Consider the following 20,888-nt stretch of genomic DNA (forward strand, 5'->3'; position numbering starts at 1 on the left):
TAAGTTTCCTAAGTTTTCCCCAAAATTTGTTGCTCGATTAAGACATAATGAAGATGGAGGATTTGACGGAATCAGGGGTTGTGAGGAAGACCTTGATTCAAAGGTTCGACTTGGTAAGTATAGCATAAATTTAATCAAAAATCAAAGGTTTAAGAGAAGGAAAGATTATGAAAGCGATCACCAGAATCGGAATTATTGTCATGGCTTCTTTGTTAGTCGTGCCAATGGCCAAAGCAGAAAATCCGGCTCATTTACAGCAATTAAAAGATACCCATGCTTGTGTCGGTTGTGACTTACAAGATGCCGATCTGCAAAACCTAAATTTAGAAGGAGTTAACTTAGAAAACGCCAACTTAATTAATACCCAATTAAATGGGGTTAATTTGAGTGATGCCAACCTAAAAGGGGCAAATCTTGTTAATGCGGATCTCGATGGGGTTATTTTAAGAAATGCCAACTTAGAAGGAGCGCAAATGAGAGGGGTTTTGATGAAAAAGGCTAACCTAGAAGGAGCCAATCTCCGAGGGGCAGACTTAACCCTTCATGATGGAGAAAGAGCTAATTTAGAAGGGGCCAATCTCCAAAATGCTGATTTAACCGGAGCCTATTTAAGAGGTATTAAACTGAAAGAAGCCAACCTTCAAGGGGCCAATCTTTCCGCCACAGATTTCTCCCTAGATTATCCCAATAATACCACAGCAAAAATGGCTTTAAATCTAGCTACAGCACCCATTCCCTTGATTTATCCTGGGGCAGTTTTAGGGTTAATTGGTGAGTTTGTTATTCCTGAAGTTTCTGCCCTCCATGCTGATCTGAGTTATGCCAATTTTGAGGGAGCAAACTTAGAGAATGCTAACCTACAAGACGTTGATTTAGAAGCAGCAAACCTAAAAGATGCCAACTTAAAAAATGCCAACTTACACTTTGCTTATTTGGTTAATACGAATCTCAGTGATGCTGATTTAATCGCCGCCAAACTAACAGAAATTAACATGGAAGGGGCCAACTTAAGTAATGCTAACTTACAAGGGGCTAATCTCAATTCATCCTATTTAGTTGGGGCCAATCTAAGTGATGCTAATTTAGCCTCAGCACAATTGACAGAAATGGATATGCAAAAGGTCGATTTGAGTGGTGTTGATTTACAAGGAGCTAATCTCAATTCATCCTATTTAGTTGGGGCTAATCTGAGTAATGCTAATTTAGCCTCGGCACAATTGACAGACATTGATATGCAAAAGGTCGATTTAAGTGATGCTAACTTACTGGGGGCGGTGCTGGTTGATTCTAACTTGGATGAGGCTAACCTATGCGGTGCCATCATGCCCGATGGTTCCACTTCTCAGGTGGGATGTACTGCCATCAATGTTATTGACTAAATGCTGCATTTTGGATTCCGCGAAGGGGCAATAGGGGTGGGGCGTTGGTAAGTTTGACCGCCTGTCTTTTGACGGGGTGTTGCCCTTATTAGTACAATGAATACCTTAAAAAACCTTGTCTAATAGCGAGTCATGGTGTCAAAATTAGAACCCCAGAAATTCATTGAGATTCAATCCACCGGAGATTGTAGCAAGCAGAAAAGAAAACTCATTTCTATCGGCATCACCCCCACAGGGATTATTTCTATTGGTATTGCACCCATGGGCATTCTTGCCATTGGGGTTGTGCCAATGGGGGTGGTTTCCTTTGGAGCAGTGGCCATGGGAACCGTAGCGACGGGTATTGTAACGATGGGAATTGCTGCCTTTGGGGTAGAAACCATGTCCTTGGTCAATTTAGGAAGATGGCAAGTGGGGCCAGTTGAAATTAAGTCGGAACCCCATAATCATCAAAATCACCTTCAACCGACAGGAGAAGATCATCAACATAATTTACACGAATCACATCATTAAGTGACAAAATTCCCCATAATGGAAGAAGAAGCGCAAGCATCTTCGGGAGATGCTATTAATTGATGGGGAATCTTAGATATTATCTTAGTTTTGCTTGTTTACTGGCAGCCGCATTTTTGGGAAATTATTACAGTTTTTCTTTGTTTTTTGACATAAAGTTTATTTTTGGTAGTATCGCGGTTTTAATTGTTATTTATTATTACGGCATTTTTGGGGGAACCCTCGCGGCTCTGATTAGTGGTGGCGTTACTTTTTATCTCTGGGGTCATCCTTATGCGATGGTGGTAATCATTTTAGAAGCTTTATTTATCGCCCTTTTATCCCGTCGCTATAACAATTTTGTCTTACTAGATGGCATTTTTTGGGTAGGAATTGGAATGCCCTTGGTTGGGTTATTTTATGGGTTGCTTTTGCCCACTACAGTATCAGCAACCTGGGTAATTCTTTTGAAACAAGGACTTAATGGAATTGTTAATGCACTTGTTGCTCAATTAATGATTACTTACATTCCTCTTGACAGAATTATTGGTAAACGTAAGTTGATTCGTCAATTATCGTTTCAACAAACTATATTTGATCTCTTATTAGCATTTATTCTATTTCCTAGCTTAATTATAACAGTTATCCAAGGCAATCAAATTCTTAAATCCATTGAATCTGAGATTAATATAGAAATACAAACTGTCATTAATCCAATCACTAATAATGTGGAAAGATGGTATCAATCTAATCTCAATGCTTTGCAATCTTTAGCTCAATATGCCTCTACTTCTGCCAATCAAAATAACCTAGCTTTAATTCAAAATTCTTTCTCTGAGCTTGACGAAATTTATCAGACGAATGAGCAGGGAATTATCACCAATGCTTATCCTAATCGTGAAAAAATTGGTCGTTCTTTATTCAGTTTAAATATTCTTGATCAAGGGCAATGGAATCAAATAAAAAAGCAACAGAAACCATGGCTATATGAACTCCACAAAAATCAGTATTCTGATTTACATGATTTGACGATTCAAGTGCCAATAATTGAAGCTGAGCAAAACCGTTTTAGCGGAATTATTCATGGTCATTTAACCTTAAAAGAATTACAAAAATCAATCGAAATCAAGCTAGAAAAAATTGTCATTGAAACTATTTTAGTTGATCAAAATAATGCAATAATTACTAATAGTCCAGACAATTTTAAAACCGGAGAAATTTTTAATTGGCAAGCAGGAGGGGAGATTCATAAAATTCAAAATGATCTGATGCAATGGCTACCCATTAAGCCAGGAAAACCCCTGATGAGTCGTTGGCAAGAGTCCTATTATATTAAAGAAATTGATTTAAAGAATAATCTTCCTTGGAAGTTAATTATTCGGGTGCCTAGCCAACCCTATGTGCTTCAATTACAAGCTCTTTATATCAAAAATTTGGCGATTATGCTAATTGTTTCATTAATAGGATTATCCCTTGCTTATGGCATTAGTCGCGCCTTAACATCGCCACTTTTAACCTTGGCTCAAACAACCAGTAATTTACCTAAAAAGATTTTAATTCAGTCAGAAGATGATGATTTTCTTGAAATACAAGATGAGAATTATATTAAGACAAGAATATCTGAATTAACGCTTATTGCTGATAATTTTCAAGTAATAACTAAAGTTTTAAGACAACAGTTTTATGAGATTAAAGCCGCCAAAGAAACCTTAGAAATAAAGGTTGAAGAAAGGACAAAAGAATTGCAGAAACTCAATGAAAATCTTGCCTTAAAAATCGTTGAAAAACAACTAATTGAAGAAGAATTGAGAGAAAATGAAAGACGCTATGATTTAGCAGTTTCTGGCACAAATGATGGCATTTGGGATTGGGATTTGCGTAATAATACTGTTTATTATTCTCCGGTTTGGATGAAAATTTTAGGCCATGAAAATCAACCCTTAGCCCATCTTTTATCTACTTGGTCAGATCAGGTACATCCTGATGATCTTGATCGTACTTATCAAAATATTAGCAATCATTTAGAAGGACAAACAGAAGTGTATGAAAACATTCATCGTCTTCGCCATAAAGATGGTCAGTATCTTTGGATAGAAGCCAAGGGAAAATGTCTACGAGATCAACAGGGAATGCCTTACCGTTTAGTGGGAACAATTACCAATATTACTGAGAAAAAACAAGCAGAAGAAGAACTAAAAGCAGCCAAGGAAACTGCAGAAATTGCTAATCAAGCCAAGAGTGAATTTTTAGCGAATATGAGTCATGAAATTCGCACTCCTATGAACGCAATTCTCGGCTTTTGCGACCTACTTATGGGGATAATTACTGAGCCACGCCCTCGTTCTTATCTTGATTCTATTGCCTCAAGTGGCAAAGTTTTACTCGCCTTAATTAATGATATCCTTGATCTTTCTAAAATTGAAGCTGGAAAATTAAAAATTAATAACGAACCCATTGATTTACGAGGATTAATTACAGAAATACAGCAAATTTTTTCAGAGACTGCTGCCCAGAAAAACTTGAATTTTTATGTCAGTATTGATAGTCAGGTTCCTGATGTTATTATTTTTGATGAAGTGAGACTGCGACAAATTCTTTGTAATGTGGTTGGCAATGCTTTGAAATTTACTGAAAAAGGTTATGTTAAAATTGAGGTAACAGGCGAATCATTAGGCAGCGATCAAACCACTAATCCTAATTATTTTTTGTTAAAAATTGCCATAGAAGATACCGGAATTGGCATCGCTTCAGAACAACAAGAACTGGTGTTTGATGTCTTTACCCAAAGCGAAGGACAAAGTACCAGAAAATACGGAGGGACGGGGCTAGGATTAACTATTACCAGACGCTTAACCAAAATTTTAGGAGGAAGAATTGAATTAAAAAGTGAATTAGGAAAAGGTAGTATATTTACCCTGATTTTTCCTCAAGTTTCCCTAGGAGAAATAAGAGATATTTGTCCGGTTAAAGAGCAAGTCAATGTCAATTTTAATCAATTATTACCCGCGATAATTTTAGCCGTTGATGATGTAGCTTCTAACCGAGACTTAATTATCGGGTATTTCCAAGAAACCCATCATACAATTTTACTGGCAAATGATGGACAAGAAGCTCTTGAGAAAGCCCGTCAATATCATCCTGATTTGATTTTAATGGACTTACGAATGCCTAATATGGATGGATATGAAGCGACTAAAATTCTCAAAGATGATCCCACTACTCAAGCTATTCCTATTATGATTTTAACGGCTTCTTCTGAAAAAAAAGAACAAGAAATGTTAGAGACTTTATGTCAAGATTTTTTATCTAAACCCATTAGTCGCGCTCAATTATTATCTGCTATGGAGAAAATTTTACCCCCTGATCCCGATCAACCAATGACCACTTTATTAGTAGAGAAATCGGAACCTTTACGATTAAAAAATAAACCCGCACCCCCGGAATTATTAGAAAAGCTACGTCAAGAAGAAGAAACTATTTGGAATAAACTCCATCAGACTATGATTATGAAAGATTTACGTCAATTTGCTCAACGTTTGCGACAATGGGGAGAGGAGTATCAATGTCTCTCTCTCATAGACTATGCTACCCGTCTCGAAATGCAAATTCTTGAATTTGATGGCGAGAATTTATCTAATACTGTAGAAAGCTTCCCTCAAATGTGGCGATCGCTTTAATTAACTTCACTTAAATCAATGAACTTACCTGCTGTTTGATTATCTATTGTTTCCCTTACCTCCTATCAAAAATCATGAAACATCTTAAGCCTTTTCAACCTGAAGACTTTTTAATCCTGGCGGTTGATGATCTGCGTAAAAATTTACAATTATTAATCGAAATTCTCGATAAATTTGGTTATGGAACTACCTTTGCTTTGACGGGTACTCAAGCTTTAGAACGAGTAAAAATAGCTAAGCCGGATTTAATTTTATTAGATTTAATGATGCCAGAAATGAACGGATTAGAAGTGTGTAAAATCCTTAAAAGCGATGAAATAACCCAAGATATTCCGATTATTTTCCTGACAGCGAGCAATGAAGATAATCATCTGTTACAAGCCTTTGAATCTGGGGCGGTAGATTATGTAATAAAACCCTTTAAGTCCCCGGAACTTTTAGCAAGGGTTAAAATACATTTAGAATTAAAACGCACCAAAGATGAATTAAAAAAAGCCTATGAAGAAATGAAAATAATCGCCTCTACCGATGAGTTAACAGGCATTGCTAACCGTCGGACTATTTTTAACATTGGACAACAGGAATTTGAACGTAGTCAAAGGTATAATGCTCATTTTTCTTTACTAATGATTGACATTGATTATTTTAAAATAATCAATGATACTTATGGTCATGATATTGGGGATGAAGCCCTGAAAATGGTAGTCAATACTACCTTACAATGTTTGCGTAAAGTCGATCATTTAGGTAGGCTAGAAACGCAACAGGAACCCTCAGAAAAATTGGGACACTTAGGCAGACTCGGTGGGGAAGAATTTGTGGTGATTCTACCAGAAACCCCCCTAGAAGGAGCAACATTAGCCGCTAAGCGAGTTTGTCATGCGGTTTCTCAGCAAGGTTTGCAAATTCAGGATAAAACCGTTAAAATTACAGTGAGTATTGGGGTGTCTACTTTTAGTCACAATGATATTAGAATTGATGATGTCCTTAAACGGGCTGATTTAGCTCTTTATGAGGCCAAAGAAAAAGGTCGTAATCAAGTCGCTATTATGCACAATCAATGAGAAAATTTCTCTCGCTGCTAATAATTAGCTTACTCCTAGGGGTAAAAAACTCAACAGTTATCGCTGCTAATTTAGAGGAAATTCAGAAGCGAGGTAAATTAATTGTCGCCGTTAAAGATAATGTTCGTCCCTTGGGATTTGTTGATGAAAATAACAAGTTACAAGGATTAGAAATAGATCTCGCTCGACAATTAGCTCAAGAAATATTAGGCGATCCTCAAGCAATTATTTTACAACCCGTGAGCAACCAAGAAAGATTACAAAAAGTGATTGATGGTGAGGTGGATTTAGCGATCGCCAGAATAACAATTAATGATTCTCGCGCTCGCTTAGTTAATTTTAGCCCCTATTATTATCTTGATGGCACCGGAATTATTACCAATAATTATCAAATTCGTTCCTTATCCCATTTATCTCGTGCTAAAATTGCTGTTCTTAATGTCTCTAGTACCATTGCTATTATTAGGAGTGAACTTCCCCAAGCGCAACTCATTGGGGTTAATTCTTATCAAGAAGCCTTGACTTTGTTAGAAACCAGAAAAGTTGATGCTTTTGCTGCGGATAATAGTATTTTAGCGGGATGGGGCCAGGAATATCCCCAATATTATCAATTACCCCTGCGTCTATCAGGAGAAGGATTAGGGGTGGTGATGCCCAAGGGTTTGCAGTATGCTAGTCTACGGGGTCGCGTTAATCAAGCCATTACTCGCTGGAAACGCTCTGGATGGCTGGCAGAACGCGCAGAATATTGGGGACTGCCCTGGTAAGCTAATAGGCATTTAAAATGCCTATTAGCAAGGCAAAAGGCAAAAGGGAACTGGGATACATCTTTTTTATTGAATTTGATCAATACCCAGTTTAAATGCACAACAAATTCTTAGAAATCACAACTTGAGATGTTAACCACTATGAATGAAACCCTTCCTATTATTTATTTATCCGGTATTGTCATTTTTCTCGGAGGATTAGGAATTTTTCTCCTTTTCCAAATTATTAAAACTCGTCGCATTGAAAATCGTTTTTATAAACTTCAGAAGAAGTTACAAAAGGAGAAAGGCACGGCAAAAGATTATTATGAATTAGGCAGTTTATATCTTGATAAAAAAATGTATGTACAGGCCGTTGGATTGTTACAAAAAGGCTTCAAAACCGGGGGAAAAATTGAGCCTGAAAACAAAGCTTTAATGTGTAATGCTCTAGGGTTTGCTTATTTTTCTCAAGAGCAATTAGATGTGGCAATTCGGCACTATAAAGATGCCATTAAACTCTATCCTGATTATGTGATTGCTCTCAATAATTTAGCCAATGCTTATGAACGTAAACAAATGATTCCTCAAGCGATCGAAACTTATGAAGAAAGCTTGAAATATGAACCGGACAATAAAACCGCTAAAAATCGCATTGAATCTTTACGCAAGCGTTTAGTTAAATCTAATTGACATAATCTTGAGAAATTGCTAATGTCTGAGGGTTTAACAAGGTTAAACCCCTATAAGAATTATTATTCTTGTTTACCTATCTTTTGCCTGTAATTGTTGTCTAAATTCTTTCATGGCTAAACGAGGGTTAGGGTGGTTAATAAATTCACAAAGTAAGTTAAGATCAAGCTCAGGTAACAGCTTACTTTTTTCTTGCAGAGAATATTGATTATTTTCAAGGGAATAAATGTTTAATTGCTCATTTTTCCACAACCAAACTTCCTTAACCCCTAACCGTTGATAAACTTCGAGAATCTTAATACTACCACTGGTAACAATAACTTCAATGGCTAGATCAGGAAATTCTTTTTCTGTTTCAAAACAATAACATTCATCAGGTTCTTTTCCTGCTTCTCCTTCTTCCACGCGAAAAGTTGTAGAACCCAGTCCCCAAAAATCAATTTCAGCTTCTTCTAAATAAAGATCAAGTAGTCTTCCAATATTTTTTTTACTAATTTCATGACGGCGACTCGGAGACATAATTTCTAAAATTCCTTCCAGATAGATAATTCGATAAGTTGCACTATCCCCAAATGCTTGCAATAATTTGTCATACTGTTCCCAAGTAATTCCCGTGAGAATTAATCTTTCTTCCCTGTCGTCAAGGGAGGCTTGCCAATTAGCTAATTGTGGTAATAATATTAAAGACATAATAGATTAAAATTAAAGATTATTAAACCTATTATAATCCTTTCAATTACCAAGGTCTGAAAAAATTAATATTATTTTAATTTTCGGGTTATTATTTTGTTGTATAATTGAAAGAATTTTGAGAGTAAAATATAAGTTAAACAATCTAAAAACTTTGTTGATATTGAGAGAATTTTGAGAAACAATCCTAGGATGTAAATAATTAATCTTCCCCCAATAGCATTGGTGATCGAAGATACAGTATGGTATAAACAAAAGCCATTTTTTCTTTCCCCTCAAATTCATAATTGTTCATTGTAAGGAGTTTCTCTCATGGCAACGGTAAAAGTTGGTATTAACGGTTTTGGCCGCATTGGAAGATTAGTATTTCGGGCAGGTATTAATAACCCTGACTTTGAGTTTTTGGGAATTAATGATGTAGTTGCCCCTGAAAATATCGCCTATTTGCTCAAATATGATTCCACTCACGGACGTTTTAATGGCACAGTAGAAGCCAAAGAAAATGGTATTGTGGTCAACGGAAAATTTATCCCTTGCTTTTCCATTCGTAACCCGGAAGAATTACCTTGGGGAGAGCGGGGTGTGGACTATGTTGTCGAGTCCACAGGGTTATTTACCACCTATGACACCGCCAGCAAACACATCCAAGCCGGGGCCAAACGAGTCGTTATTTCCGCCCCTACCCAAGATCCTGAAAAGGTTCGGACTTTTGTGGTTGGAGTAAATCATAATGACTATGACCCCGCTAAAGATCACATTGTCTCTAATGCCAGTTGCACGACTAACTGTCTCGCTCCCATTGCTAAAGTGATTCATGATAACTTTGGCCTAGCAGAAGGGTTAATGACCACAGTACACGCCATGACAGCCACTCAGCCCACCGTAGATGGGCCTAGTAAGAAAGATTTTCGTGGGGGACGGGGTGCAGCCCAAAACATCATTCCCGCCTCTACAGGGGCAGCAAAAGCCGTTACCTTAGTGATTCCTGAATTAAAAGGAAAATTGACCGGAATGGCTTTACGGGTTCCTACTCCTGATGTTTCCGTGGTTGATCTGACCTTTAAAACCACCAAAGCAACCAGTTATCAAGAAATTTGTGACGTGATGAAAGCCGCCGCCGCAGCAGAAATGAAGGGCATTTTAGGCTACACTGACGAAGATGTCGTCTCCATGGACTTTCAAGGGGATGCTCATTCAAGTATTTTTGATGCCAAAGCAGGTATAGAATTAAATTCTAACTTCTTTAAAGTTGTTTCTTGGTATGACAATGAATGGGGTTATTCTTGTCGGATGTTAGATCTGATGAAAGTAATGCAAGGGAAAGAAGCTGAAGTCATGGCAACGGTTTAACTTATCCCTAGATATTCCTAGAGACGTTTCATGAAACGTCTCTACACAAGCAAACTCTAAAATGATCTAAACTTTTAATGAAAGTTTAACCTATGAGTCAAAACCCCATGACAGTGACTTATTCCCTAGAAGAAATGTTAGGGCAAATTAATCAGAAATTGGATCTCTTACAAAAAGAGGTGACAGAGGTTAAAGTCTCTCAAGTGAGACTTGAAGCTGAGTTAATGGGGAAAATGGAGAGACTCGAAACCGAGTTAACCCTAAAAATGGAGAGACTCGAAACCGAGTTAACCGTGAAGATGGAGAGGTTAGAAACCGAGTTAACCTTAAAAGTAGATAAGCTAGAAACCGAATTAACGACGAAAGCAGATAAAGTGCAAACCAAGTTAACCGGAAGAGTCGATACCCTCGAAGCAGAAGTCACAGGAGAAATCAAAATCCTAGAAACAGAAATCAAGGCGATCGCTAAACGGTTAGACTCTCAAGAATATATTAACCTTTCAATGGTAGCGGGCTTAGTTTTAGTGCTAGTAGCCGGGGTAATTAAGTTATATTTTCCTTATATTCCCCCTTATTAAAATTAAAATAGATGAAACCCGTTGATATTCTCATTCTTGCCAATGGCCCAGGGGAAATTACGACTTGGGTTCGTCCCGTGGTTAAATCCTTGCGTGAACTTTTGGGTGACGATCGCTCATTGGTGAGAATTTCTGTGATGTTGTCCCCTTGTCCTCATGGCACCGGCCAAGAAGCGGCGATCGCCCGTCGTTATCCTGAAGTAGATCGGGTACAGTCTAGCGAAAATTTTTTCCCTTTTCTATTATGGGGAAAAACCGCCGATAATTGGGACTGGCGAGAGCAAGGAGTCGTCTTATTTTTGGGGGGCGATCAATTTTATCCCCTGATTTTGGGGAAACGCCTAGGTTATCGCACCGTGATTTATGCCGAATGGGAAGCCCGTTGGTATCGTTGGATCGATCATTTTGGGGTCATGAATCAATCCGTTAAAAGTCCCATTCCTCAACCCTATCACGATAAATTAACCATTGTCGGCGATTTAATGGCCGATGTGGCCCCGACTAATTCAGATTTTCAAGCTCTCTCTACAGCCCCCGTTATTGGCCTTTTACCCGGATCGAAATCTGGCAAATTGACTCAGGGTGTCCCCTTATGTTTGGCGATCGCAGAACATATTTATGAACAGAAACCCCAGACTCGTTTTCTGCTTCCTGTCGCTCCAACCATTGATCTCTCAACCCTGGCCCGTTTTGCCGATCCCCAACAAAATCCCTTTGTGATGAAACTGGGAGGGGTCAGTGCAAAACTGATGATTCCCCCTGATGATAGCCATCAATATCCTTATTTAGAAACAGCCAAAGGCTTACAGATAGATTTAATTACTCAATTTCCGGCCCATGATTATCTACGGCAATGTTGCCTCGCTTTGACCACTGTGGGAGCAAATACGGCTGAATTAGGGGCTTTAGGCCTTCCTATGATAGTTTTATTACCCACACAACAATTAGATGCCATGAGGACTTGGGATGGCATTCCTGGGGTTTTAGCAAACTTACCCATTATTGGTAGTAACTTAGCCAAATTAATTAATGCCAGAATCGTCAAACAAGGCCGATTATTTGCTTGGCCAAATATTTGGGCCAAGGAAGAAATTGTCCCCGAATTAGTAGGGGAATTAGAGGCTGACAAAATAGGGCAATTAGTGTTAAATTGGTTAGAGCATCCGGCTAAGCTTAATCAAATTCGTGACCGTCTGTTACAAGTCAGAGGAAAAGCTGGAGCCGCCAACAAAATAGCCATAATTGTTCAGGAACAATTAAATTTTAGGAGAAATTACTGAAATTTACCTTAAAATTAATAATAAAAATAAGCGATTTAAGAAATATATTTTTTCCCTGGCCATAGGCTGTTGGTCAAATCAAGTAACCAAGATGTATTCCAGTCTCCTTTCGCCTTTGGACTGACCCGTATTTACAGTAGCCCCTTATGATCAATCAACACTTTCTTCCCTCAGTAAAAACAGCGTTAACCATGGTCGTTATATTAGGTTTTGCTCATGAGTTAAGTCAAACAGCCAATGGAGCGACCTTTCGGATGTTTAAAAACGACTTTGTGGAAAAAAACGCCGCTTTGCCCATAGTCAGTCCTGAAAATTTTGTCAGTAATAATTTATATTATGAATTTCTGGTTGCCCAAGAACCCGCCCCGAATGTGTCCGAGAGCAATATCAACTATAACTTAATTGCTCAAACCGTTTCAGGTCAATCTACCCTCTCCTTTGACTGGATTATGTCTTCCTTGAGGGAAGTCAACTTAAACGCGACCAGAGGGGATGAACCCATTCCAGAGGTTCCCGTTTTACCCCAAGTCGATGCAGCAGATGTTTACAAAGAGATTTATGATTTTGGGGCTACTTCAGCCCAGGAACTCAGTAATCCCGTCAGTACAGGCATTTTACCCCCACTCCCTAATGTGGCCCCTGTCAATAGAATTGTCAGGACGGCTGGCCCTAGTAATCCTGGGATTTCTGGCCCCAGGGTAACTGATTCATCCCTACCTCGGTTTGGGGGGCCAATTCAAATAATTGGCAAGCCATTAGAGAGTTTTGCTACCCCCTTGCGTCAAGCTAGTGTCCCCTCAGCTACCCCCGTGAGAACGGCAAATTGGGGGGATGGAGAGGTAGACGTTTTCTTTGCTTCTCTCCCCCAATCGCAAATTGCTGATGTCGATACGTTTATGAGAACCATCTATCGGACAAATCCCACGGAGATGGTTGAACAAATAGAAAAAGCTCTCGATCTAACCGTTGATACTCAATTCCGCTTGATGCCATCGGACATATTTCCTGAAAATCGTCTTCCTTCTGGTACTTGGCAAGGAAATCTGTAAGCCTGATGATGCTTAATCAACAGCTAATTGCAACCAATCTTTCGCCCCCTGTGCCTTTAGACTCTCTGGTAATTCATGTCTTTGAGACAGTTACTTCCACCAATCAAATATTGTGGGAGTTACTCGACGCAGGAAAAAAACCGCCTTTGGTGGCGATCGCCGCCCAACAAACTGCTGGCAGAGGGCAATGGGGCCGCTCTTGGTATTCACCCCCAGGAGGACTTTATTTATCCCTGGCCCTTCCTTTCAATCTTCTCGCCCATAACGCCCCTCATCTAACCTTATTGAGTGCTTGGGGCATTGCCAAGGCCTTACACAAGCATAATTTACCCCTCAAGTTAAAATGGCCCAATGATTTAATTCTGGAAGGACGAAAATTAGGGGGCATTAAAAGTGAAACTCGGATTCAACAAGGGATAATTTATCAAGGAATTATTGGCATTGGTATTAATTGGGATAATCCCGTACCAGAAACCGGAATTAATTTACAATCCTTCTTTAAAACCCAAAACAATTCTACTATTTCATCTTTAGAAGCCTTAGCTGCCCTGACGATTCAAGGCGTGTTTGAGGGTTATCAATATTATTGTTCTCAGGGAATTGAGTGGTTACTGAAGGATTATTTAACCATGTTAGAGAGTTTGGGGCGTACAGTGACGATTGAAGGGGCAAGAGGCATTATTACAGGGGTGACTCCTCTTGGGGAATTAAAAGTCTCTTTAAAAGCACCAGGGGCAAAAACAGAAATTCACTTACCGCCAGGCAGTATTTCCTTGGGGTATGATTAATCGGTGGGCATTGCCCACCCTACAACTTAAATGAATGTTAATCAACACTTTGCATTTAAGATAGATGAGGGGTAATTATTATTAACTTTATGATTCATCAACCGCCCGCAGGAGCTAGAGATTTACTGCCTTTAGAAGTCGTCCAAAAAGCTTGGATTAATGATAGGTTACAAGCCGTTTTTGGACAATGGGGCTATCAACGCATCGTCACCTCTACCATTGAGTGGTTAGACACCTTAATGGCCGGAGGGGCGATTGAACATTCTACCGTTATTCAACTCCAGAATAACGCCAGTGGACAATTGGGACTGCGGCCTGAATTAACCGCCTCCATTGCTCGGGCCGCCGTTACTCGTATGACGGAGACTAGCTATCCTCAACGGCTTTGTTATCGGGCCAATGTATTTCGCCACCCACCGACGGGACATCATGGACGACAGTTAGAATTTTATCAAGCTGGTGTAGAATTGCTCTTTGCGGGAGGGGTTTTAGCAGATGCCGAAATTCTTCTTTTAGTCGCTGACTGTCTTGGCCAGTTACAAATTCCCCAGGGGCAAATTATTCTGGGAGAAGCGGGATTAACGCGATCGCTGCTTTCTCCGTTTCCCCTTCCTCTCAGACAACAGGTACGTCATTGTCTTGCCCAATTAGACTATGTTACCTTAGAAAATTTAGATTATCCTGACTCAGAATTACAACAACGGGCTAAACTGTTATTTAATTTACGAGGAAAGCCCCAAGAAGTGTTATCAAAGGTTGTTGATTTAGCCTTAGATGAGGAGGGGAAAGAGAGTCTTAATAATCTAAAATCTTTGATGGAATTGGTTAATGAAAGTTGTTCTAGTTCTTTATCTTTGACCTTAGATTTAAGTTTAATTCAAACCTTTGATTATTATACAGGCATTGTTTTTAAAGCCATTGGACAAACAGACAATCAACTGCGAATTTTAGGGCAAGGGGGACGTTACGATCAATTATTAGGGGTTTATCATCCTCAACAAAAATCTGCGCCAGGGATTGGATTTTCTCTGAATTTAGAAGAGTTATATGCCTGTCTATTACCCACCTCTATTTTACCCCAAACCCCGCCCTTAATTGATTGGTTGGTCATTGCTAAAAACCCTCAAGATCAAGCAGCAACCTTAAATTATGCTCAAGGACTACGCAAAGCGCAAGAAAAACAACGAGTGGCTATTGATTTAGGGGAAAGATCATCCCAAGAAATTCGAGATTATGCTCAACAAAATGGTATCAAAAACCTAGTTTGGATCCAAGAAAATCAAGAACCAATCATTGAAAAGTTGTGAAAAGTTACCCGGAAAATATGGCTAAAAGAAAATCATTAAGTTTTAGCCATACTACTAACAACCTCACCCAACTCATTAGCCGCCGTTGAAAAATGTTCTAAGGTTAATAATTCAGGGTAGGTTGAAAACTCCGGTAAAATCTCTTGAATAAAAGCTTCAGCAGCTTTAGAGCGATAACGATTCGGATTAATAATTACCGATAAAGTTCTTCTGACCTCTATTTCTTTAATACTAGCCACATAAATTCCTCCCAGTTGTAACTCTTTTTCAATGGCTGTAATCGAAACAAACGCCGCCCCTAAACCAGCTTGAACCGCATTTTTAATCGCTTCAATTGAATTAAGTTCCATCTCAATTTTGAGCCGTTTTGTATCAATTTCACAGCGAGTTAAAACCTTATCAATCACCTTACGAATAGTTGATTGAGAATCTAGACTAATAAAATTGAGGCGATATAAATCATCTTTTTGAATTGTCGAAGCTTTGGCTAAAGGATGATCTATCGGTAAAATTAAAGCCAATTCATCCTCAGCATAGGGAATAATTCTTAAGATGTCTTGTAATTCTGCGGGAACTTCTCCCCCAATAATTGCTAAATCAACCTGTCCATTGGCCACTCCCCAAGAGGTACGTCTGGTAGAATGAACCTGTAATTGAACCGCCACATCAGGATATTTGTGTCGAAATAAACCAATCATGCGGGGTAATAAATAAGTGCCTGTGGTTTGAGAGGCCCCAACAATTAAAGTTCCCCCTTGCAGATTTTGTAAATCTTCCAGGGCCCGACAAGTTTCTTGACACAGAGTAATAATTTTTTCCCCATAAGACAACAATAAGTGTCCAGCTTCCGTTAATTGTGCCTTACGTCCCCCCCGATCAAATAATGGTACATTTAGCTGTTTTTCTAAATTTTGAACTTGGAGACTTACCGCAGGTTGCGACACATATAAAGTATCGGCGGCCCGCTTAAAACTCCCCTCAGCAGCGATCGCTTTGAGGATACGCAATTGATCTAAAGTAAAAGGAATATCTGACATAGGTCAATCAAAAAAGTATGTAAGGAGTTAATAAGAAGGCAACCCTATAGCAGCAGTCATAAGTAAAACCCTTGTGAAATAAGGCTTTGAAACTAATGCACTGTACCTCATCCATCTGAGAAACGCTATAACAGGACAAGAATAAGGGATGATGGGGAATAATCTTAACGGGACAGCGATCCCTACTGAAGATGACATTAGCACAACAGGGGATCAATTTACTCTAGGATGGTAAATGCAGAAAAACACTGCACTTCATTTTAGAGGAAACATCAACATCATGGGAATATCTACCTGGCTAACCCCTAGTCATGGGATTATGTTAGGGCTATTATTAGGGTTTGCGATCGCCCACAGTGGACTGGCGGCCCTCCGTTTTTGGGGAGAAAGTAAAATCGGGGCGAGACTCTATCGGGTGGTTTTTGCCTTGGTAAGTATTCCCCTCGCAGTGTGTTTAATTATTTATTTTTTTAATCATCGTTACGATGGCCTCAGTTTATGGCAAGTGCAAGGGGTTCCGGGGATAAAACCCCTTGTCTGGGGACTTTCGGCGGTTTCTTTCTTTTTCCTCTATCCTGCTACTTTTAATCTTTTAGAAATTGCGGCCATTGCCAAACCTCAAGTCCATCTCTACGAAACAGGAATTTTGCGGATTTGTCGTCATCCGCAAATGGTGGGACAAGTGATCTGGTGTATTGCCCATACCCTTTGGCTTGGAACCACCTTTACTCTAGTCACTTCTTTAGGTTTAATTGCTCATCATCTCTTTGCGGTGTGGCATGGTGATTATCGCCTCAAAAAACGCTATGGAGACGCATTTCTCAAGGTTAAGGAACGAACTTCTATAATTCCCTTTTTAGCCATCTTACAGGGTCGTCAAACCCTCGACTGGCAAGAATTTATCCGTCCCTCCTACTTAGGTATTATGGGATTTATCGCTTTACTGTGGTGGGGTCATCCTTGGTTGATGCAAATGACAGCTAGAGTGTCTTGGTGATTACTTTAGTTTCTTGCCAAAATTTTAAAAAAGTGATTATCATGACTAGAAAAATTTGATCCCAGTGGTCAAATTCTTTTTGTCAGACGATCCCAAATGGATGTAGCATAATCCAAAGTCTTTTACAAAAAGTAGATAAACTCAGCCTGATTGCTCATGTTATCAGTTAATAATCAAACCTTTTCCCAAACTGTTTTAGAATCCCCTAACCCTGTCCTTGTCCACTTTTGGGCCCCTTGGTGTGGGTTATGCTTGTTAATTAACCCTTTACTCTCGAAAGTCCAGACAGAATGGGAGGGCCAGTTACAGGTGGTAAGTGTGAATGCTGATGAGAATTTTAAACTAGCCAATACTTATCAGCTAAAAAATCTTCCCACTCTGATTCTTTTTAACCAAGGACACATCATTCATCGAATAGAAGGATTTCAGGGAAGAGATGAACTGATACAAACCCTTCGTCGAGTAAGTTTGAATGCCTTAGCGCAATCAGCATAAATTAGTTAAATGTTTGTTTCTCATGAGGAGGCGATCACCATGCGATCGCGTCCTTCTTGTTTTGCCTGATAAAGAGCTTGATCTGCTTGTTTGAGCAAGGTATGATTGGTCGTGCCAGAAATGGGGCTACAACAGGCAATACCAAAGCTCAGAGTCACTTGTTGTCCGATTAACGATCCTCGATGTTCTAATTTCAAAGATCTTAGTCGAGAACGAATTTCCCCGGCAATATGAACACCGCCAATAATATCTGTATTAGGCAAAATAATCGCAAATTCTTCGCCACCGTAGCGGGCCACTAAATCTGAGGAACGCTTTAGACTTTGCTGCATTAATTGGGCAATTTGTTGTAAGCAGTTATCTCCGGCAGGATGGCCATAACTATCATTATATTGTTTAAAAAAATCCACATCACAGAAAATCAGACAGAGGGGTTGTTGAATGCGGGCCATGCGTTTCCATTCTTGCTGAAAACGCTCATCAAAATGACGACGGTTCGCCACTCCAGTTAAGCCATCAATAAACACTAATTTCTGTAATTCTTGATGAGATAATTGTAATTGTCGATAGAGTTGTTCTTGTTCTAAGGCAATGCCAATATGAATAGAAAGTTGCTTAAGACATTCAATTTCCCATTCTTGCCAAAACCTGGGACTCCGACAATTTTGCGCCACCAGTAATCCCCATAATTCTTCCCCTTGTAAAATCGGTATCACTAAATTGGCTTGTACTTGTAATTGAGCTAACCACTCAATATGACATTGACTTAAACCATCTTCATAAATATTATCAGTTGCTTGAATTCTGCCCTGTTGATAAGTTAAGAGATAATGTTCAATAAATTCCTGATCCACTAAAATACTGCCTAACAGTGATCGCCAAGGTTCGGCTACGGATTCAAAGGCAACTATCCCACTCCAATCGGGTTTAAACCGATAAATAAAAACCCGATCTACTTGTAAGAATTTTCGCATTTCTGCCATAGAAACCGTTAAAATCTTATCTAATTTTACCGATTTATGAATGCGTCTACTAATGGCATTAATTAATTTTTCTCCTCCTTTTTGCTTTCTTAAGATACTTTTCATTTGTTTATAAGGGGTGACATCATAGGCCGTTCCCAGAATTTGGATAGGAACATTGTCATCTCTACAAATAAAGACTTTTAGGGTATTATTTAACCATTTCCATTGTCCTTGATTATCCTGAATTCGATATTGTAAGGTTATTAAATCCTGAGGAGATAAACGACAACATTGTTGATAGCAACTGCGAAGACGATGACGATCATCAGGATGGATTAATTGCTCCCATTGACAGGAAGAATATTGTACATTGTTAGACTTTCCTAAAACCCTAGTTAATCCTTGATTGACATAAACATAAGTTTGTTGTGTCAAATCATAAATATAAATAAAATTAGGCAAACTATCTAAGATATTTGTTTGTATATTTTGAATGTTTTTTTCTTTTGTAATTGTCAATTTATCTAAGGAGTTGCTCTCTTTTAACGTTCCTTCAAAAACAATGCTTTCTTCATTAATGACTGAGGGGTAAAACTGGGTAGATAAATATTTGAGTGAGTGAGTTGGGGTGAGAAAACGAAATTGAAAATTATCCGTCCCAGGAGAGTCAGAAAATGAGGTTAATTTTTGTTTAAGTTGCTGATAGTCTTCAGGATAAATTCCCCTGATTAATTTTTGGGGATTCGCTATAATTTCTTGAGAAGAAATACCTAGAATTATTGCAGCATGAAAGCTAATAAAATTAACCCTAATTTCTTGGGGAAACTGCCAAGTAATTTGATAAAAAACCATGGGTAATTGTTCAGCAGCAGAGTTGACTTGATGAACTTCATGATCTTGCTCTGGTGAAATGTTTTCCTTGACTTGTCTGGATGGATCAAAAGAAAATGGACACATTAGCTTGTTGAGAGAATTTCGAGTCTTTTTTCTATCAGTCCTTAATTTTAGCTTATATTTCTCTTAAGATTAGAGAAAGTCTGCCGAAGTTATGTCGTTTCGTTACAGTTACAGTAATAATATTATTGAAAGAGCAAGGATAATAGTATGAGTAATAATAAACGTGAAACCTGGGACTTAGGGCGTTTTTTCGCCACAATAAACTATTTTGATCTCATTCCCTTCTTCAGCGATCTGCAAAAACTGTTTAATCCCGGCGATCGCACTTCACCTAACCTAGAGAATAACACCATGAGCTTGATTTTAATTGTTGGGGCCACAGAAAAAGTAGGACAAACGGTTGTACGTCGTTTGTTGGGTAATAATTATCGGGTTCGTGCTTTAGTAAGAGATCAAGAAACTGCCAAAATTTCCTTGGCCCCAGGAGTCGATCTCATTCAAGGGGATATTAACTGTCCCGAAACCCTCACCCCGAAGCTGTTGGAAAATGTTTCAGCAGTGATTTATTGTGGGAAAAATACTGATAATTTCCCAGAAGATGGAGGAATGAAAAATTTGCTCCCAGTCGTGAAAAAATATCTCAGATCTGGTGAAAAATTATTATTTGATTTTACTAACCCGAATGAAGACTTAAAAAATACTTGGGGGGCCATTGATGATGTTGTCATGGGAGGTGTTAGTGAGAGTAATATCCGTTTAGAACAAAATCGGGCCGTCTTTTTTGGTAATGTTTCTACAGCTAATAATGGGGGGTTTGCTTCTGTGAGAACCCGTAATTTACAACCCCCTTTGGATTTATCGAATTATGAAGGGATAGAATTACAAGTAGAAGGAGATGGGAAGCGTTATAAATTTATTACCCGTTGTGAGGGAAAATGGGATGGGGTGGGTTATTGTTATTCCTTTGATACCTTTTATAATTGTCCCACTATTGTACGCATTCCCTTTAAAGATCTCATCCCTGTTTTTCGGGCCAAAACTGTCCCAGAGATGGGAAAATTTGATTCCAGTTGTGTCTATTCAATGCAATTAATGCAAAGCAAGTTTGAATATGACGGGGGTTTAAATCCGAGATTTTCTCCTGGTTTATTTCGCTTAGATTTGAAGACAATTAAAGCTTATGGTGCGAAAGCTAACACCCCTGATTTTATTCTAATCGGTTCTATTGGAGAAGAATTAGTGCGTAACAGTGGACTGAATTATAGTATTATTGCGCCGAGGGGAAGTTTAGAGGCGATCGCCGATTTTTGTCTACAAGTGTTAAAATCTCCCGCCGCTTGTCAAAAAACCTTTGGCGATCTAGGACAGGTTTCTAACCTATCCTAACAGTCCCATTAATATTAA

The 20,888-nt window shown here is 38.9% G+C and carries 18 protein-coding genes; 15 read left to right on the forward strand and 3 right to left on the reverse strand.

The features are described 5' to 3' along the window. The first annotated feature begins 167 nt into the window (after positions 1 to 167). From VB715_RS04745 to VB715_RS04770, 6 genes are all read left to right on the forward strand, one after another. Positions 168 to 1,379, forward strand: coding sequence for a pentapeptide repeat-containing protein (locus VB715_RS04745; protein ID WP_323300042.1), 1,212 nt, complete (start codon positions 168 to 170; stop codon positions 1,377 to 1,379). A 132-nt stretch (positions 1,380 to 1,511) separates the two neighbouring features. Next, positions 1,512 to 1,892, forward strand: a complete 381-nt coding sequence (locus VB715_RS04750) for a hypothetical protein (protein WP_323300043.1) — start codon at positions 1,512 to 1,514, stop codon at positions 1,890 to 1,892. A gap of 62 nt (positions 1,893 to 1,954) precedes the next feature. Then, positions 1,955 to 5,548, forward strand: a complete 3,594-nt coding sequence (locus tag VB715_RS04755; RefSeq protein ID WP_323300044.1) for an ATP-binding protein — start codon at positions 1,955 to 1,957, stop codon at positions 5,546 to 5,548. Positions 5,549 to 5,622: 74 nt separating this feature from the next. Then, positions 5,623 to 6,612 carry a diguanylate cyclase gene (locus tag VB715_RS04760; protein WP_323300045.1) on the forward strand — a complete coding sequence of 330 codons (990 nt, stop codon included), beginning with the start codon at positions 5,623 to 5,625 and terminating at the stop codon, positions 6,610 to 6,612. After that, positions 6,609 to 7,379, forward strand: a complete 771-nt coding sequence (locus tag VB715_RS04765; protein ID WP_323300046.1) for a transporter substrate-binding domain-containing protein — start codon at positions 6,609 to 6,611, stop codon at positions 7,377 to 7,379. Before VB715_RS04760 ends, VB715_RS04765 begins: the two co-directional genes overlap by 4 nt. Positions 7,380 to 7,520: 141 nt before the next feature. Then, positions 7,521 to 8,051 carry a tetratricopeptide repeat protein gene (locus tag VB715_RS04770; RefSeq protein ID WP_323300047.1) on the forward strand — a complete coding sequence of 177 codons (531 nt, stop codon included), beginning with the start codon at positions 7,521 to 7,523 and terminating at the stop codon, positions 8,049 to 8,051. 72 nt (positions 8,052 to 8,123) lie between these two features. On the opposite strand, the gene VB715_RS04775 is transcribed toward VB715_RS04770, so the two are convergent. Continuing rightward, positions 8,124 to 8,744, reverse strand: a complete 621-nt coding sequence (locus VB715_RS04775) for a Uma2 family endonuclease (RefSeq protein ID WP_323300188.1) — start codon at positions 8,742 to 8,744, stop codon at positions 8,124 to 8,126. A gap of 309 nt (positions 8,745 to 9,053) precedes the next feature. On the opposite strand from VB715_RS04775, the gene gap reads away from it, so the two are divergent. The 6 genes from gap (at position 9,054) to VB715_RS04805 (ending at position 15,093) form a co-directional block, all read left to right on the forward strand. Next, positions 9,054 to 10,091, forward strand: coding sequence for a type I glyceraldehyde-3-phosphate dehydrogenase (gene gap, locus VB715_RS04780; RefSeq protein ID WP_323300048.1), 1,038 nt, complete (start codon positions 9,054 to 9,056; stop codon positions 10,089 to 10,091). Positions 10,092 to 10,183: 92 nt separating this feature from the next. Continuing rightward, complete coding sequence (locus VB715_RS04785; RefSeq protein ID WP_323300049.1) at positions 10,184 to 10,669, forward strand: Bdr protein; 486 nt, start codon at positions 10,184 to 10,186, stop codon at positions 10,667 to 10,669. Between the two features lie 11 nt (positions 10,670 to 10,680). Beyond that, complete coding sequence (locus tag VB715_RS04790; RefSeq protein ID WP_323300050.1) at positions 10,681 to 11,949, forward strand: lipid-A-disaccharide synthase; 1,269 nt, start codon at positions 10,681 to 10,683, stop codon at positions 11,947 to 11,949. A 146-nt stretch (positions 11,950 to 12,095) separates the two neighbouring features. Further along, positions 12,096 to 12,998, forward strand: coding sequence for a hypothetical protein (locus tag VB715_RS04795; RefSeq protein WP_323300051.1), 903 nt, complete (start codon positions 12,096 to 12,098; stop codon positions 12,996 to 12,998). 5 nt (positions 12,999 to 13,003) lie between these two features. After that, the gene (locus tag VB715_RS04800; protein WP_323300052.1) at positions 13,004 to 13,786 is read left to right on the forward strand and encodes a biotin--[acetyl-CoA-carboxylase] ligase; all 783 of its coding nucleotides are present in this window, start codon (positions 13,004 to 13,006) and stop codon (positions 13,784 to 13,786) included. Between the two features lie 89 nt (positions 13,787 to 13,875). Continuing rightward, positions 13,876 to 15,093 carry an ATP phosphoribosyltransferase regulatory subunit gene (locus tag VB715_RS04805; protein WP_323300053.1) on the forward strand — a complete coding sequence of 406 codons (1,218 nt, stop codon included), beginning with the start codon at positions 13,876 to 13,878 and terminating at the stop codon, positions 15,091 to 15,093. 35 nt (positions 15,094 to 15,128) lie between these two features. On the opposite strand, the gene VB715_RS04810 is transcribed toward VB715_RS04805, so the two are convergent. After that, a complete protein-coding gene (locus tag VB715_RS04810) occupies positions 15,129 to 16,130 on the reverse strand; it encodes a LysR family transcriptional regulator (RefSeq protein ID WP_323300054.1) in 1,002 nt (333 codons plus the stop codon). Between the two features lie 280 nt (positions 16,131 to 16,410). On the opposite strand from VB715_RS04810, the gene VB715_RS04815 reads away from it, so the two are divergent. Next, complete coding sequence (locus VB715_RS04815) at positions 16,411 to 17,127, forward strand: NnrU family protein (protein ID WP_323300055.1); 717 nt, start codon at positions 16,411 to 16,413, stop codon at positions 17,125 to 17,127. Between the two features lie 156 nt (positions 17,128 to 17,283). Beyond that, a complete protein-coding gene (locus tag VB715_RS04820; protein ID WP_323300056.1) occupies positions 17,284 to 17,622 on the forward strand; it encodes a thioredoxin family protein in 339 nt (112 codons plus the stop codon). A gap of 20 nt (positions 17,623 to 17,642) precedes the next feature. On the opposite strand, the gene VB715_RS04825 is transcribed toward VB715_RS04820, so the two are convergent. Beyond that, positions 17,643 to 19,544, reverse strand: a complete 1,902-nt coding sequence (locus tag VB715_RS04825; protein WP_323300057.1) for a diguanylate cyclase — start codon at positions 19,542 to 19,544, stop codon at positions 17,643 to 17,645. Positions 19,545 to 19,691: 147 nt separating this feature from the next. Here VB715_RS04825 and VB715_RS04830 point away from each other — a divergent pair, with 147 nt between their 5' ends. After that, positions 19,692 to 20,870: a CIA30 family protein gene (locus tag VB715_RS04830; protein ID WP_323300058.1), complete on the forward strand. Its 1,179-nt coding sequence runs from the start codon at positions 19,692 to 19,694 to the stop codon at positions 20,868 to 20,870. The last annotated feature ends 18 nt before the right edge of the window (positions 20,871 to 20,888 follow it).

Source organism: Crocosphaera sp. UHCC 0190, assembly GCF_034932065.1.
Lineage (GTDB): Bacteria > Cyanobacteriota > Cyanobacteriia > Cyanobacteriales > Microcystaceae > UHCC-0190.